The 14,843-nt window shown below is 70.3% G+C and carries 13 protein-coding genes; 10 read left to right on the top strand and 3 right to left on the bottom strand.

Going from position 1 to position 14,843, the window contains the following annotated elements:
• The first annotated feature begins 16 nt into the window (after nucleotides 1-16).
• Both A3Q37_RS14780 and A3Q37_RS14775 read left to right on the top strand, forming a co-directional pair.
• Complete coding sequence (locus A3Q37_RS14780) at nucleotides 17-874, top strand: 3-hydroxybutyryl-CoA dehydrogenase (protein ID WP_065483931.1); 858 nt, start codon at nucleotides 17-19, stop codon at nucleotides 872-874.
• A 464-nt stretch (nucleotides 875-1,338) separates the two neighbouring features.
• Entirely contained in the window at nucleotides 1,339-1,605 is a 267-nt protein-coding gene (locus A3Q37_RS14775; protein WP_141693571.1) for a hypothetical protein, read from the top strand.
• Between the two features lie 64 nt (nucleotides 1,606-1,669).
• Here the strand turns inward: A3Q37_RS14775 and A3Q37_RS14770 are convergent, their stop codons facing one another.
• Nucleotides 1,670-2,194, bottom strand: coding sequence for a GbsR/MarR family transcriptional regulator (locus A3Q37_RS14770; RefSeq protein ID WP_065483921.1), 525 nt, complete (start codon nucleotides 2,192-2,194; stop codon nucleotides 1,670-1,672).
• Between the two features lie 114 nt (nucleotides 2,195-2,308).
• Between A3Q37_RS14770 and A3Q37_RS14765 the strand changes: the two genes are divergently transcribed.
• The 8 genes from A3Q37_RS14765 to A3Q37_RS14735 all read left to right on the top strand — a co-directional run bounded on the left by A3Q37_RS14765 (nucleotide 2,309) and on the right by A3Q37_RS14735 (nucleotide 12,578).
• Nucleotides 2,309-3,202 (top strand): ABC transporter ATP-binding protein, encoded by an 894-nt coding sequence (locus tag A3Q37_RS14765; protein WP_065483917.1) that lies wholly within the window; start codon nucleotides 2,309-2,311, stop codon nucleotides 3,200-3,202.
• The gene (locus A3Q37_RS14760) at nucleotides 3,199-4,854 is read left to right on the top strand and encodes an ABC transporter permease (RefSeq protein ID WP_107471538.1); all 1,656 of its coding nucleotides are present in this window, start codon (nucleotides 3,199-3,201) and stop codon (nucleotides 4,852-4,854) included. The genes A3Q37_RS14765 and A3Q37_RS14760 overlap by 4 nt, the downstream gene beginning before the upstream one ends.
• A 213-nt stretch (nucleotides 4,855-5,067) precedes the next feature.
• Complete coding sequence (locus A3Q37_RS37780) at nucleotides 5,068-5,190, top strand: hypothetical protein (protein WP_255311814.1); 123 nt, start codon at nucleotides 5,068-5,070, stop codon at nucleotides 5,188-5,190.
• Nucleotides 5,187-5,276 (top strand): K(+)-transporting ATPase subunit F, encoded by a 90-nt coding sequence (gene kdpF, locus A3Q37_RS14755; protein ID WP_065483911.1) that lies wholly within the window; start codon nucleotides 5,187-5,189, stop codon nucleotides 5,274-5,276. Before A3Q37_RS37780 ends, kdpF begins: the two co-directional genes overlap by 4 nt.
• An 8-nt stretch (nucleotides 5,277-5,284) precedes the next feature.
• Nucleotides 5,285-6,949, top strand: a complete 1,665-nt coding sequence (gene kdpA / locus A3Q37_RS14750; protein WP_065483909.1) for a potassium-transporting ATPase subunit KdpA — start codon at nucleotides 5,285-5,287, stop codon at nucleotides 6,947-6,949.
• Nucleotides 6,946-9,099 carry a potassium-transporting ATPase subunit KdpB gene (gene kdpB, locus A3Q37_RS14745; protein WP_065483906.1) on the top strand — a complete coding sequence of 718 codons (2,154 nt, stop codon included), beginning with the start codon at nucleotides 6,946-6,948 and terminating at the stop codon, nucleotides 9,097-9,099. Before kdpA ends, kdpB begins: the two co-directional genes overlap by 4 nt.
• A gap of 6 nt (nucleotides 9,100-9,105) precedes the next feature.
• Entirely contained in the window at nucleotides 9,106-9,717 is a 612-nt protein-coding gene (gene kdpC / locus A3Q37_RS14740; RefSeq protein WP_065483903.1) for a potassium-transporting ATPase subunit KdpC, read from the top strand.
• Nucleotides 9,718-10,031: 314 nt separating this feature from the next.
• Nucleotides 10,032-12,578 (top strand): sensor histidine kinase KdpD, encoded by a 2,547-nt coding sequence (locus tag A3Q37_RS14735; RefSeq protein ID WP_065483897.1) that lies wholly within the window; start codon nucleotides 10,032-10,034, stop codon nucleotides 12,576-12,578.
• A 143-nt stretch (nucleotides 12,579-12,721) separates the two neighbouring features.
• Here A3Q37_RS14735 and A3Q37_RS14730 read toward each other — a convergent pair whose 3' ends face one another.
• Both A3Q37_RS14730 and A3Q37_RS14725 read right to left on the bottom strand, forming a co-directional pair.
• Nucleotides 12,722-13,252, bottom strand: coding sequence for an NUDIX domain-containing protein (locus A3Q37_RS14730; RefSeq protein WP_065483895.1), 531 nt, complete (start codon nucleotides 13,250-13,252; stop codon nucleotides 12,722-12,724).
• Between the two features lie 86 nt (nucleotides 13,253-13,338).
• The gene (locus tag A3Q37_RS14725; RefSeq protein ID WP_065483892.1) at nucleotides 13,339-14,691 is read right to left on the bottom strand and encodes a transcriptional regulator; all 1,353 of its coding nucleotides are present in this window, start codon (nucleotides 14,689-14,691) and stop codon (nucleotides 13,339-13,341) included.
• Nucleotides 14,692-14,843 lie beyond the last annotated feature (152 nt).

The following is a 14,843-nucleotide window of genomic DNA, read 5'->3' as shown; positions in this document are numbered from 1 at the left end:
CGAGGTGACGGACCTTATGGCCGATATTGCACGCGTCGGAGTGGTGGGCTGTGGCCAGATGGGCGCAGGTATCGCGGAGGTGTGCGCGCGCAGCGGCCTCGAAGTGAAGGTCGCCGAGACCACCGGCGAAGCGCTGGAGATCGGCCGCACCCGTCTGCACAACTCCCTGTCGAAGGCCGCCGAACGCGGCAAGATCACGGCGGAGGAGCGGGACGAGACCCTCGGCCGGCTGACCTTCACGACCGACCTCGGGGAGTTCGCCGACCGCGATCTCGTCATCGAGGCCGTCGTGGAGAACGAGCAGGTCAAGACGGAGATCTTCCAGGTGCTCGACCAGGTGGTGACCCGGCAGGACGCGATCCTGGCCTCCAACACCTCCTCGATCCCGCTGGTGAAGCTGGCCGTCGCCACCTCGCGCCCGGACCGGGTCATCGGCATCCACTTCTTCAACCCGGCCCCGGTGCAGAAGCTCGTCGAGCTGATCCCGGCGCTGACCACGTCGGACGAGACGATCAAGCGCGCCGAGGCCGTCGTGCAGGACGTGCTCGGCAAGCACCCGATCCGCGCCCAGGACCGGTCCGGGTTCGTCGTGAACGCGCTGCTGATCCCGTACCTTCTCTCCGCGATCCGGATGTTCGAGTCGGGCATCGCCAGCCGCGAGGACATCGACAACGGCATGGAGATGGGCTGCGCCCACCCGATGGGCCCGCTCAAGCTGGCCGATCTGATCGGTCTGGACACCGTGGCCTCGGTCGCGGACTCGATGTACGCCGAGTACAAGGAGCCGCTGTACGCCGCTCCCCCGCTGCTCCAGCGCATGGTCGACGCGGGCCGCCTCGGCCGCAAGACGGGGTCGGGCTTCTACGCCTACTGACCGTCCTCCTGGCGGGTCCGGCGCTCACCGGGGTCGGCCGTCGGAGACAGGGACGTCCGCATGATGAACTCGGTGTACAGGGACGCGACGGCGCGGCTGGAGGTCCGGCGCTGGTGTCTCAACCGGATTGCGGACCGAGGGACAGCCCATGCCCGTGACGAAGTGGTGACATCGGCGGGAGTCACCAGCGTTGTGACCGCCGGTCCCCGGGCCCGGGCCCGGGGAACCGGGCATCGTGCTGCTGCCGGGGACGAACATGAACGCCGCGCTGCGCCTTCCCCTGGCGGGGGCACTGGCCGGGCGGCGCGGTCGCTCTCGCCTGTGACTCTCCGCAGATATCCGGTCGGGTCCTGCTCTCCACCGCGGGTATCACGCGCCTGCGGGTGAGCGCCCCGTTCCTGGCGGCCACGCTTCCCTGGCTCGTACGGCCTTCGGTGCCCCGGGCGGAGAAGATGCTGCATCGTATGGCCGCGCCGCGGCAGGCGCTGCCCGGCCACCCGGGTGCGTGGATGCGTCTGGTCGCACGCTGTTGCCGCACCAGCCTGGCGCCCCCTCCTCTGCCGTCGGCTCTTCTCGGGCACAGGGCCGCCACGCCCACCCTGGTCGCCTCCGGATCCTTCGACCCCTTACTGCCACCGGCCGCCCTCGGACCGGCCGTGCAGCACCGCCTCGGCGTCGGGGGCTGGGCGATGATCGCCGCGTTCGTGACCGACCTGGTCTACCGGCCGTGAGCGCGCCCGGCGGCACCGCCGGGCGGGGCGGCCGGGCGACGGCGACGGGCGGGGGGATGTTCCATCAGCCGCCGAGTCGTTGCTCCCGGCGGGAGGCCCAACGGGCCATCATCGAGGCGAGCTCGGTCTCCAGGAACTGGAAGAAGTCCAGCGTGTCGCGGATCCTGCGCCCCTGCGGCGAGTCGGGCCCGAAGTGGTCGACACCCTCGCGCATGGTCGCCTGCCAGCTCCTGAGCATGGCATCACGTTCGAGCAGGGCGCTGTACCACTGGTCCTCCTGTACGCGATACCGTTCACGCCGCGAGCCAGGCTCCCGCTCACGGCTCACCAGGTTGACCTGGGTGAGATAGCGGACCGCTCCCGACACCGCGGCCGGGCTGACCCGGAGCTGGGCGCCCAGCTCCGCGGAGCCCAGCGCTCCCTGCTCGGAGGAGAGCAGCGCGGCGAAGACCCTGGCCGGCATGCGCGCCATCCCGGCCGCGACGAGCTGGGCCGCGAAGCGCTCGATGAAGCGCGACACAGCGGCCTCGTCGTCGGAACCGTTCTCGGCACCGCGGTCCGTACGGCTGCCCCTGTGCCGTTCGTTCATGGATCGACCGCCCTCGCCTCTTCCGCCGTTACCCGGTCCGCGGGCGAGTGTATCCAGAGATTCATACGCTTTCTTAACTTCACAACTTTCTGAAACATGCCTAGGTTCTCTGCTGTGACCAAGGCAATCACCGCCGTCGGACTGCACAAGTCCTTCGGCCGAACCCAAGCTCTGGACGGTCTGGACCTCGTCGTCGAACCGGGGGAGGTCCATGGCTTCCTCGGACCCAACGGCGCGGGGAAGTCCACCACCATCCGTGTCCTGCTCGGACTGCTCCGCACCGACTCCGGTGAGGCCCGGCTTCTGGGCCGGGACCCCTGGAAAGAAGCGGTCGAGCTGCACCGACGCCTCGCCTATGTGCCCGGAGACGTCGAACTGTGGCCCCAACTCACCGGAGGGGAGGCGATCGACCTGCTCTCCAAACTGCGCGGCGGCCTCGACCGGCGGCGGCGCGACGAGCTGATCGAACGGTTCGACCTCGATCCGGCCAAGAAGGGCCGCGCCTACTCCAAGGGCAACCGGCAGAAGGTCGCCATCGTCGCCGCACTCGCCTCCGACGCCGAACTGCTGCTCCTGGACGAGCCCACGGCCGGGCTCGACCCGCTCATGGAGGCCGTCTTCCAGGACGTCATCCTCCAGGCCAAGGCCGCGGGCAGGACCGTGCTGCTCTCCAGCCACATCCTGGCCCAGGTCGAGAAGCTCTGCGACCGGGTGAGCATCGTCCGGCAGGGCCGCACCGTGCAGTCGGGCACCCTGAGCGAGATGCGGCATCTGACGCGTACGACCGTCGAGGCCGAAACCGAGCGGCCGGTCACCGGGCTGGAGGACCTGCCCGGCGTCCACGCGCTGGAGGTGCGGGACGGGCGGGTGCGCTTCGCTGTCGACGGCGGACATCTCGACACCGCGATCCACCGCCTCGGCGAGTCCGGCATCCGCCTGCTGATCAGCCATCCGCCGACCCTCGAAGAACTCATGCTGCGCCACTACGGCGACGGGACCGGTCGATGACCGCGGCCACCAGGACTCCCCCGCACCTCGAAAAGCCCGTGACCGCCGGTCCCGGAGACTTCGCCGGTACGGTCGCCCTCGTCCGGTTCGGGTTGCGCCGGGACCGCGTCCGCAGTGCCGTATGGCTGCTCGCCCTGGTCCTCGGCACCCTTGTCACGGCGGCCGAGTACGACACGCTGTACGCCACGGCGGAGCAGCGGGCCGGGGTCGCGGAGACCATGAGCAGCCCCGCCGCGCTCGCCATGACCGGACCGCAGCACTATCTCGACGACTACGGCGTCGGTTCGATCCTGAGCCACCAGCTGCTGGGTTTCATGGCCGTGCTGACCGGTCTGATGAGCGTCCTGATCGTCACCCGGCACACCCGCAACGAGGAGGAGACCGGCCGGGCCGAGCTGGTGCGCTCCACCGTCGTCGGACGCCACGCCCAACTGGCGGCCGCGCTGACGCTGGCGGCCCTCGTCAACGTCGCGCTCGCGCTGCTGGTGGCTCTGGGCCTCGTCTCGATGGGCATCGAGGGCATCGGGCCCGGCGGTGCACTACTGTACGGCTTCGCGCACACCGCGGTCGGGCTGGTCTTCGCGGGGGTCGCGGCCGTCACCGCGCAGTTCACCGCCCACACACGCGGAGCGTCGGGCATGGCGCTCGCCGTCGTCGCCGTCGCGTACGTCCTGCGAGCCGCCGGTGACGTGGGCGAGGGGGCCTTGTCCTGGGCGACGCCCATCGGCTGGGTCCAGCGCACCTACGTCTTCGTGGACAACCGCTGGTGGCCCCTGCTGCTCTGCCTCGCCCTCGCCGCCCTCACCACCGTCACCGGCTTCGTGCTCAGCACCCGGCGGGATGTCGGCGCGGGTCTGCGCCCGGCCCGCTCCGGCCGTCGTACGGCATCCGGTGCTCTCACCCGGCCACTCGGCCTCGCCCTGCGGCTGCATCGGGCGACGCTGCTGGGCTTCGGCGCCGGACTGCTCGTGATGGGACTGATGTACGGCTCCATCCTCGGCGACGCCGCCGACATGGTGAAGGACGTGGAACAGGTCCAGGAGGCGCTCGCGGAGATCGGCGGCAGCACGGTCGAGGAGTCCTTCGCGTCGATGGTGATGGTGGTCGTGGCGGTCGTGGCCGCCGTGTACGTGGTCATGGCCACGCTGCGGCTGCGTGCCGAGGAGAGCGCCGGGCGCGCCGAACCGCTGCTTGCCACGGGCCTCTCGCGGGACCGCTGGGCGGGCAGCCATGTCGCCGTCGCGCTGCTCGGCGGCACCGGGCTCCTCGTCGTGGCCGGGCTGGGATTCGGCCTCTCGGGGGCCGCGTCCACCGGGGACCGCGCTCTGGTGGCGAAGCTGGTCCTCGCCGCGGTCGTCTACGCTCCGGCCCTGTGGGTCACAGTGGGCGCCACCGTCGTGGTCTTCGGGTGGTGTCCGCGGGCCGGAGCGGCGGCCTGGGCGGTGCCCGTGTACGCGTTCCTCGTCGGCTACCTGGGCCCGATCCTGCGGCTGCCGCAGGCGATGGCCGACATCTCGCCCTTCGGCCATGTGCCCCGGCTGCCGGCCGCCCAGATCAGCTGGACTCCGCTGCTCGCCCTCACCGCCGTCGCGGCCGGGCTGATCCTGCTGGGGATCGCCGGTTTCCGGCGGCGGGACCTGGAGTGCACGTAGCGGCTCGAACAACCGGGCTTTCGCAGGGAGGTGGTTATCCGCACAGGTGTATGCGGATAACCACCTCCGCCTTTTCGGGTGCTTACCCGCACTCCTCGATACCCGGTGCGGTTGCCCCGCCCCTTCCCGTATGGATGACGTCAAGGAAGGTCCGGGCAGCGTATGAGCCCCGTCAACAGGTATGGGTTTCGCTTCTGACGTGCGGTTTCCTCGATGAGTCCATTCGAGTCCGAACTCATTGAGGAGCATGCGATGGCCGATCTGGCCTTCGTTGCCATCACAGTCGCGATATTCGTGCTGGTGGCTTTCATTGCCAAGGGGGTGGCGAAGCTGTGACTGCCGAGAACATCATCGGCCTGCTCATCGCCGCCGCCCTGCTGGGATATCTCGTTCTGGCCCTCGTCAAGCCCGAGAGGTTCTGAGCGCAGACATGAGTCCCCTTCTCGCTGACGTGCTCCAGGTGTCCGTGCTGATCGTCGCGCTGGCACTGGTGCACCGTCCTCTCGGCGACTACATGGCCGCCGTTTTCTCCTCGGAAAAACACCTGCGCGTGGAGAAATGGATCTACCGTTCGGTCGGGGTCGATCCGAACACCGGAATGCGCTGGCCCGCCTATCTGCGGGGCGTACTCGCCTTCTCCGTGGTGAGTGTCCTGTTCCTCTATCTGCTCATGCGGGTGCAGGACAAACTGCCGCTGTCGCTCGGCTTCGAGCCGATCTCTCCGGACCAGGCGTTCAACACGGCTGTGTCCTTCACGTCGAACACGAACTGGCAGTCGTACTCCGGCGAGTCGGCGATGGGCCACATCACCCAGACCGGCGGCCTCGCCGTACAGAACTTCGTCTCCGCCGCCGTCGGCATCGCGGTCGCGGTCGCGCTGATCCGTGGCTTCGCCCGGTCCCGTACCGGTGAACTCGGCAACTTCTGGGCCGACCTGGTCCGTGGGGTCGTCCGCGTCCTGGTCCCGGTCTCCGTGGTGGCGGCCGTCCTGCTGGTGGCCGCCGGCGCGATCCAGAACTTCGCCGGCATCCACGAGGTCACGACGGTCACCGGCCAGGCCCAGAGCATCTCACCGGGCGCGGTGGCCTCCCAGGAGGCCATCAAGAACCTGGGAACCAACGGAGGCGGCTACTTCAACGCCAACTCCTCGCACCCCTTCGAGAACCCCAACGGCTTCTCCAACCTCCTGACGGTCTTCCTCCTGCTGCTGATCCCGTTCTCCCTGCCGCGCACGTTCGGCAGGATGGCCGGCTCGGTCAGGCAGGGCTACGCGATCGTCGGGGCCATGGCCGCCATCTGGTTCGCCGGAGTGGTACTGGCCACCTGGATCGAGTACGCGCACCCCGGTACCGCCTCCCAGATCGCCGGCGGAGCCATGGAGGGCAAGGAGCAGCGGTTCGGCGAGGGTTCGTCGTCCCTGTTCGCGGTCTCCACCACGATGACGTCGACCGGCTCGGTGAACTCGTTCCACGACTCCTACAGCGGCCTCTCCGGCGGCATTCTGCTGCTCGGCATGATGCTCGGGGAGATCGCGCCGGGCGGAGTCGGCTCCGGCCTCTACGGGATGCTGGTCATGGCGGTCGTCGCGGTGTTCATCGCCGGGCTGATGGTCGGCCGCACCCCCGAGTACCTGGGCAAGAAGATCGGCACCCGGGAGATCAAGCTGGCCGCCTGTTACATCCTCGTCACCCCGGCACTGGTCCTGATCGGCACGGCGCTCGCGATGGCCACCGGCAACGGCGAGTCGTCCATGACGAACGCCGGCGCGCACGGCTTCTCCGAGGTCCTGTACGCCTACACCTCGGCCTCCAACAACAACGGCTCCGCCTTCGCGGGCTTCGGCGCCGACACCCCGTACCACAACACCGCGCTGGGCCTGTGCATGGCGGTCGGGCGGTTCCTCCCGATGGTGTTCGTCCTCGCCCTCGCGGGCTCCCTCGCGGAGCAGCGCCCGGTGCCGGTCACCGCGGGGACGCTGCGCACCGAGAAACCCCTGTTCACCGGTCTCCTGGTGGGCACAATCATGATCATCACTGGTCTCACGTTCTTCCCGGCGCTCGCGCTGGGACCGCTCGCCGAAGGGCTCGCGGCATGACCACCGACGTAACGAAACAGGACCCCGTGTCCCCGAAGGCAACGACCTCCTCCACCCTCGCCCCTCACCCGGACGCACCGTCAGGACCCGTACCCGCAGGGCGGGTCGGCGCAGGGCTCTTCGACCCGCGGCAGCTTCTCGCGTCCCTGCCGGACGCGCTGCGCAAGCTGGACCCGCGCATCATGATCAAATCGCCCGTGATGTTCGTGGTACTGGTCGGCTCGGTGACCACCACCGGGCTCGCGGTCACGGACCCGGCCGACTGGTTCGGCTGGGCGATCGCCGCCTGGCTGTGGCTGACCACGATCTTCGCCAATCTGGCGGAGGCCGTGGCGGAGGGCCGGGGGAAGGCCCAGGCCGACACCCTGCGCCAGGCCAGGACCGGCACGATCGCCCGGAGGGTGACCGGGAAACACGAGGAGCGGGTCCCGGGAACCGATCTGAGGATCGGTGATCTGGTGGTCTGCGAGGCCGGAGACACCATTCCCGGCGACGGCGACGTCGTCGAGGGGGTGGCCAGCGTCGACGAGTCGGCCATCACCGGGGAGTCGGCACCGGTCATCCGGGAGTCCGGCGGCGACCGCTCGGCGGTCACCGGCGGTACGAAGGTGCTGTCCGACCGGGTCGTCGTCAGGATCACCACGAAGCCGGGCGAGACCTTCATCGACCGGATGATCAGCCTGGTGGAGGGCGCGGCCCGGCAGAAGACGCCCAACGAGGTCGCCCTGAACATCCTGCTGGCGTCCCTCACCATCGTCTTCCTGCTGGCCGTGGTCACCCTGAAGCCGTTCGCGGTCTACGCCGGCGCGGACGGGCAGACCTCGCTGATCGTCCTGACCGCGCTCCTCGTCTGCCTGATCCCGACGACGATCGGCGCGCTGCTGTCCGCCATCGGTATCGCGGGCATGGACCGCCTGGTGCAGCGCAACGTCCTGGCCATGTCCGGCCGCGCGGTCGAGGCCGCGGGCGACGTCTCGACCCTGCTGCTCGACAAGACCGGCACGATCACCCTCGGCAACCGGCAGGCTTCCGAGTTCCTCCCGGTCCGGGGTACGACCGCCGCGGAGCTCGCCGACGCCGCGCAGCTGTCCTCGCTCTCCGACGAGACGCCCGAGGGCAGGTCCGTCGTGGTCCTCGCCAAGGAGAAGTACGGGCTGCGGGAGCGCCATCAGGGGGAGCTGGCACGCGCCGAGTGGGTGGCCTTCACCGCGCAGACCCGGATGTCCGGTGTGGATCTCGTCGAGAACGGGACCGGCCGCAAGGTCCGCAAGGGCGCCACCGGAGCCGTCGTGGCCTGGGTGGAGGAACGCGGCGGCCTCGTCTCCGGCGACGCCCGGTCGCTCACGGACGCGATCTCCCGGGCCGGCGGCACCCCCCTGCTCGTCGCCGTCGAGGACGACCGGGGTGCCCGGGTCCTCGGCGTGATCCACCTCAAGGACGTGGTGAAGGAGGGAATGCGGGAGCGGTTCGAGGAGCTGCGCCGGATGGGCATCCGTACGGTGATGATCACCGGCGACAACCCGCTGACGGCGAAGGCGATCGCCGAGGAGGCCGGGGTCGACGACTTCCTGGCCGAGGCGACGCCCGAGGACAAGATGGCCCTCATCAAGCGGGAGCAGGCCGGGGGCAAGCTGGTCGCGATGACCGGCGACGGCACCAACGACGCCCCGGCCCTGGCCCAGGCGGACGTCGGCGTGGCGATGAACACCGGGACCTCGGCCGCCAAGGAGGCCGGGAACATGGTGGATCTCGACTCCAACCCCACGAAGCTGATCGAGATCGTCGAGATCGGCAAGCAACTCCTCATCACCCGCGGTGCCCTGACCACCTTCTCGATCGCCAATGACGTCGCCAAGTACTTCGCGATCATCCCGGCCATGTTCGCGGTGGCGTACCCGTCGCTGGACCGGCTGAACATCATGGGGCTCGCGTCCCCGGAGTCGGCGATCCTGTCGGCGGTGATCTTCAATGCGCTGATCATCGTGGCCCTGGTGCCGCTCGCTCTGAAAGGGGTGCGCTACCGGCCGACCAGCGCGGATCGGCTGCTGCGGCGCAACCTCGGCCTGTACGGGCTCGGCGGCCTGATCGCCCCGTTCGTCGGCATCAAGATCATCGACCTGCTCCTCTCCCTCATCCCCGGAATCGGCTGACCGATCATGAACTACTCCGCAGTGAAGACGGGACGTCTCCTCTGGGCCGCGCTGCGCATGCTGCTCGTCCTCACGGTGGTGACCGGGGTCGTCTACCCCCTGGCCGTCACCGGGGTCGCCCAAGGGCTGTTCCACGACAAGGCCAACGGCTCGATGGTGAAGGCCGACGGGAAGGAGGTCGGATCGGCCCTCATCGGCCAGACCTGGAACATCAGGGGCGGCGACGGGCCCGACCCCCGGTGGTTCCAGCCGCGCCCCTCCAACAGCGGTTACGATCCCCTGTCCACCGGCTCCGGCCAGCTCGGCGCCTCCGACCCCACGCTCGTCAGGAGCGTCACGGAGACGAAGAAGGCGGTGGCCGCCTTCAACGGCGTGCCCGAGTCCGATGTGCCCAAGGACGCGGTGACCGGCTCGGCCTCCGCGATCGACCCGCACATCTCACCGGACTACGCGGACATCCAGGTCAAACGCGTGGCTGAGGCGAACGGTTTGGCCGAGCGGCAGGTCCTCGCCCTGGTCGAGGACCATACGGAGGGCCGTACCGCAGGATTCCTCGGGCAGCCGCATGTCAACGTCCTCCAGCTCAACCTCGCACTGCGGGCCCTGGCCGGACGCTAGCGGCCACGGTGGGGAGGCCACCGCTCAGGGCGACGACGATCACGCCCGGTGGCCTCCCCGCTCCAGATACCCGGACAGAAACTGATGGCCCGCTTGCGGGCCGCCGTACGCCGGAGTCACGAGCCGGACGGTGGCCGGTGACCAGGCGCAGCCCCGTGGACCTGGCGGCCATGAAGGTCCTGCGTGACGGCCGGCCGGTACGCCTCCCCCTGATCACCGCCCCCGACAAGGGATACCGCTTTGATATCTGAGTACGCCCCGCGCCGCCCTTCGGTCCCGCAAGGCCGCACCGTATCCGACCCGAGAGACCACACATGAGACGCGGCAAGCTCCGTATCTACCTCGGCGCGGCACCGGGCGTCGGCAAGACGTACGCGATGCTGTCCGAGGCGCACCGCCGCGTCGAACGCGGCACGGACTGCGTGGTCGCCTTTGTCGAGCATCACGGCCGGTCGCGTACGGAGGTGATGCTGCACGGCCTCGAACAGGTCCCGCGCCGGGAGATCGAATATCGCGGCAGCGTCTTCACCGAGATGGACATGGACGCCGTCCTCGCCCGCGCGCCGGAGGTCGCGCTCGTCGACGAACTCCCGCACACCAATGTTCCGGGCTCACGCAACACGAAGCGCTGGCAGGACGTGGAGGAGCTGCTTGCCGCGGGGATCGATGTCATCTCGACGGTCAACATCCAGCATCTGGAGTCCCTGGGCGACACCGTGGAGTCGATCACCGGTGTGCGCCAGCAGGAGACGATCCCGGACGAGGTCGTGCGCCGGGCGGACCAGGTGGAGCTGGTCGACATGTCCCCCGAGGCGCTGCGCCGCCGCATGGCACACGGCAACATCTACCGGCCGGAGAAGATCGACGCGGCTCTGTCGAACTACTTCCGTCCCGGCAACCTCACGGCGCTCCGGGAACTGGCCCTGCTGTGGGTGGCGGACCGGGTCGACGAGTACCTGAACCAGTACCGTGCCGACCACGACGTCTCGGCGATCTGGGGCTCACGCGAACGGATCGTCGTGGGGCTCACCGGTGGCCCCGAGGGCCGGACGCTCATCCGGCGGGCTTCGAGACTCGCGGAGAAGGGCGCCGGCGGAGAGGTTCTCGCCGTCTATATCGCCCGCAGTGACGGCCTGACCTCGGCGTCCCCGAAGGAACTGGCCGTCCAGCGCACCCTCGTCGAGGATCTGGGCGGCACCTTCCACCATGTCATCGGCGACGACGTGCCCGCGGCTCTGCTGGCGTTCTCCCGCGGCGTCAACGCGACCCAGATCGTGCTGGGGGCCAGCCGTCGCCGCGCGTGGCAGTACGTCTTCGGCCCCGGTGTCAGCGCCACGGTGGCCCGCGACTCCGGCCCCGACCTGGATGTCCACATCGTCACCCACGGAGCCGTCGGGCGGGGCAGGAAACTGCCGTCCCGGCCGGAGGGCCGCCTGACGCGCCGCCGTGTCGTGGCGGGCTGGCTCACCGGCGTCGCCGGACCCGTCCTGCTCGCCCTGGCGCTGACATCGGCCGGAGACGGTCCGGGGCCGGCCCATGAGATGCTCCTCTTCCTGGCCCTGACCGTCGGAGCGGCCCTGCTGGGGGGACTCCTGCCCGCACTGGCCTCGGCCGGTGTCGGTTCCCTCCTGCTGAACTGGTACTTCACGCCACCTGTACACGCATGGACCATCGCCGATCCCGAGAACATCGTCGCCATCGCCGTCTTCTTCGCCGTCGCCGTCTCGGTCGCGTCGGTCGTGGGTCTGGCCGCGGCCAGAACGCAGCAGGCGGCCCGGCTGCGGGCGGAGTCCGAGACCCTGACCGTGCTGGCCGGCAGCGTCCTGCGCGGGGACAACAGCCTGGAAGCCCTGCTGGAGCGGGTCCGCGAGACCTTCGGCATGGAATCCGTCGCCCTCTTCGAGCGTACGAGCGACTACGCTCCATGGTCCTGCGTGGGAAGCGCGGGGGCCGACCGCCCCGTCGACCGCCCGGAGGACGCCGACGTCGACATGCCCGTCGGTGACCGCCTGGCCCTCGCGCTCAGGGGCCGGGTGCTGCCGGCCGAGGACCGGCGTGTGCTCGGCGCGTTCGCCGCTCAGGCCGCGGTCGTCCTGGACCGCCGGCGCCTGGTGGGAGAGGCGGAGGAGGCGAAGAAGCTCGTCGAGGGGGCCAAGATCCGTACCGCGCTGCTCGCCGCGGTCAGCCATGACCTGCGCACGCCTCTCGCCTCGATCAAGGCCGCCATCACGTCCCTGCGTGCCGATGACGTCGAGTGGTCGGACGAGGACCGCGACGAGTTCCTCGCCGGCATCGAGCAGGGTGCTGACCGGCTCGACCTCCTGGTGGGCAACCTCCTGGACATGTCACGCCTACAGACCGGTACGGTGACCCCTCTGCTGCGGGAGACCGACCTCGACGAGGTCGTACCGATGGCGCTGGGCGGAGTGCCGGAGGGCAGCGTCACCCTGGACATCCCCGAATCCCTGCCCATGGTCCTGGTGGACCGTGGACTGCTGGAACGGGCCGTGGCCAACATCGTCGAGAACGCGGTGAAGTACAGCCCCGACGGCGCTCCGGTCTCGGTCTCGGCCAGTGCCAGGGGCGTTGACGTCGAGGTACGGATCGTCGACCGCGGGCCGGGTATCCCGGACGAGGCCAAGGAGTCCGTCTTCGCACCGTTCCAGAGGTACGGCGACGCCCCCCGCGGGGCCGGGGTCGGCCTGGGGCTGGCGGTCGCGCGCGGCTTCGTCGAGGCCATGGGCGGTACGGTCACGGCCGAGGACACTCCCGGAGGCGGCCTCACCATGACCATCACGCTGAACATGTCTCCGGCCCAGGACGGGCCGCGCTCCGATCCCCGGGCCGGGCCGGCCGTATGAGCCGTACCGATTCCTCGGTTCAGTCAGATCCCCCGTACGGAACCCTTGCTGCCGTACGCCCGGCGTATGCGGCACGCGCGAGGAGCCGGTCCCGGTCGGGGCCGGCTCCTCGCGCGTACGGGGAAGGCGTTACGGGGCCGGGGTCAGCCCAGCCTCAGGTGGTGCAGCATCAGCAGCGCGGCCGCCATGTTCGCGGCGGGCACCTCGCCCCGGGCGATCATGTCCGGGACCACCTTGAGAGGTATCCACTCGCGGCGCGACGACTCGAAGGGGTCCCGCGGGTGGCCCGTCCAGTGCGCCTCGTCGGACCAGTAGAGGTGGTGGCGGGCGTCGGTGAGGCCGTTCGACGGTTCCACGGTGAGCAGGGAGCGCAGCTCGCCGGGGCGCCAGCCGGTCTCCTCCTCCATCTCCCGGGCCGCCGCCGCCGCGATGTCCTCGCCGTCCTCGACGACGCCCGCGGCCAGCTCCCACCCCCAGCTGTCGGTGATGAAGCGGTGCCGCCAGAGCAGCAGCACTTCGTTCGCCTCGTTGACGACGGTGGCGGCCGCGACGGGGCGCTGCCGGATGACGAAGTGGTCGAGGTGGCTGCCGTCGGGGAGTTCGACATCCGCCAGATTCACCCGGAACCACGGGTTCTGATACACATTCTGTTCGTTTAAGTTCGTCCACTGCACGGTTCTGCCGCCTTTCGACATGTTGAGGTCAACATGCCAGCAGGCTCGGCTGCCCGGGGGAACGAACGACGGGGCGGCGGCGGAGCTCACAGAGGCACGCGCAGCGCCTCGTCGATGAGATCGGCGGTCCCCACGGCATCCGCGCAGCCGCTCGCGGCCAGCTCGCGCCGGATCTGCCGCAGCCGGTCGCGCAGCCGCTGGGACTCCATGCCCCGGGCCCGTACGGCCATTTCGGCAGCTGTACCGGCCGCGCGATCGGCCTCGCCCTGGAGCAGTTCGATATGGCTGAGCATCGCGAGCCGGTGCACGCGCCCCCGGTCGTGCGCCGGGGCGCGCACGGCGGAGGCCGCGTGCTCCCGGGCGGCGGGCAGATCGCCGAGTCCGATCAGCGCCTCGGCCACCTGGACGTCGACCAGACCCGGCTGGACGTACCCGGTCTCGTCCGGCTCCCGCCCGGTGTGGATCCGGCCCGCCTGGGCCTCGGCCCGCCCGATGCAGGCGCGGGCGCTCGCCGCGTCGCCGAGCCGGGCGTACGCCTTGGCCTGCATGGCGTGCAGATCGGCGGCGAGGGCCGGGGTGATGTGGTCGCCGGCGGCCCGCAGCGCGGCCTCGGCGAAGGCGATGGAGCGGCGGTAGTCGCCGAGGAACAGCGACTGGGTGACCAGCAGGGCGATCACATAGCCGCCGAGCCCCCGGTCCCCGCTGGACTTGGCGAGCCGCAGCGCCTGGTGGAAGTAGCGCTGGGCGAGCCCGTGGGCGTCGGAGTCGTAGGCGCAGATGCCCGCCACCGCGACCAGTCCCGCCGTCGCCCGGTGCAGGCTCCGGCCGAGCGCGTCGCTGTGGCCGCCGCGCAGCAGCGGGGCGGCCTGCGCGTTGAGGAAGCGGACGATCCGGGACCTGGTCGCGACGCCGCCCGTCTTGCGGTACATCTGCTCGTAGTGGTCGCGGGCCGCCTTGAGCATCGCTATGTCGGCGGGGCTCACCCGGCCGGGTCCGGGACGGGAGACGTCGGTGTCCTCCGGGGGGTTCTCCCACTCCCAGACCGGCATCACCGCCGAGGTCCCCGTGACGGCGGGGACGGTGGCCAGGTGCGGGCGCCGCTGTTCGTCGGAGCGCCACAGCGCGGTGGCCCGCTCGACGAAACCGGAGAGGGACGCGCTCCCGGCGCCGGCGTCCGTGCCCGCCGATGCGGCCGAGGCGCCCATCCCGATGTCGTCGAGCCCGACGGGCCTGCCCAGCCGTCCGCCCAGCACCTCGCAGATGAGGTCGGGCACCTGGCCGCGCGGGCGCTGGCCCTTGAGCCAGCGGGAGACGGCGGTGTGTTCGTACCGCAGGTTCAGCCCGCGGGACCGGCCCGCCCGGTTGACGTGACCGGCGAGGCCCGCCCGGGAGACACCGGACTCCTCGATCAACGATTCGAGCAGGACATTCGGCTCCATCGTCCCCCCCAGGTGCGTGTCGCAATGAGCCTAGTGGAGCACGATTCACACGGGGTGTGAACGGAATGCCCGAACCCTCCTGCTGTGCGCTCTGCCGCGCGGGTCCCGGGCTCGGTTGAATGAACTCCCTCGCAAGAGGCGGCCGGGTCGTC

The organism is Streptomyces sp. PTY087I2, assembly GCF_001687325.1.
Taxonomy (GTDB): Bacteria; Actinomycetota; Actinomycetes; order Streptomycetales; family Streptomycetaceae; genus Streptomyces.
Note: the sequence above shows the minus strand (reverse complement) of the source record. Positions and strands in the feature narration are given on the sequence as shown.

Coding starts and splice junctions, on each gene's coding strand:
- A3Q37_RS14780 (WP_065483931.1), top strand. CDS start 17: ATGGCCGATATTGCACGCGTCGGAGTGGTGGGCTGTGGCCAGATGGGC.
- A3Q37_RS14775 (WP_141693571.1), top strand. CDS start 1,339: ATGGCCGCGCCGCGGCAGGCGCTGCCCGGCCACCCGGGTGCGTGGATG.
- A3Q37_RS14770 (WP_065483921.1), bottom strand. CDS start 2,194: ATGAACGAACGGCACAGGGGCAGCCGTACGGACCGCGGTGCCGAGAAC.
- A3Q37_RS14760 (WP_107471538.1), top strand. CDS start 3,199: ATGACCGCGGCCACCAGGACTCCCCCGCACCTCGAAAAGCCCGTGACC.
- A3Q37_RS37780 (WP_255311814.1), top strand. CDS start 5,068: ATGAGTCCATTCGAGTCCGAACTCATTGAGGAGCATGCGATGGCCGAT.
- kdpA (WP_065483909.1), top strand. CDS start 5,285: ATGAGTCCCCTTCTCGCTGACGTGCTCCAGGTGTCCGTGCTGATCGTC.
- kdpB (WP_065483906.1), top strand. CDS start 6,946: ATGACCACCGACGTAACGAAACAGGACCCCGTGTCCCCGAAGGCAACG.
- kdpC (WP_065483903.1), top strand. CDS start 9,106: ATGAACTACTCCGCAGTGAAGACGGGACGTCTCCTCTGGGCCGCGCTG.
- A3Q37_RS14735 (WP_065483897.1), top strand. CDS start 10,032: ATGAGACGCGGCAAGCTCCGTATCTACCTCGGCGCGGCACCGGGCGTC.
- A3Q37_RS14725 (WP_065483892.1), bottom strand. CDS start 14,691: ATGGAGCCGAATGTCCTGCTCGAATCGTTGATCGAGGAGTCCGGTGTC.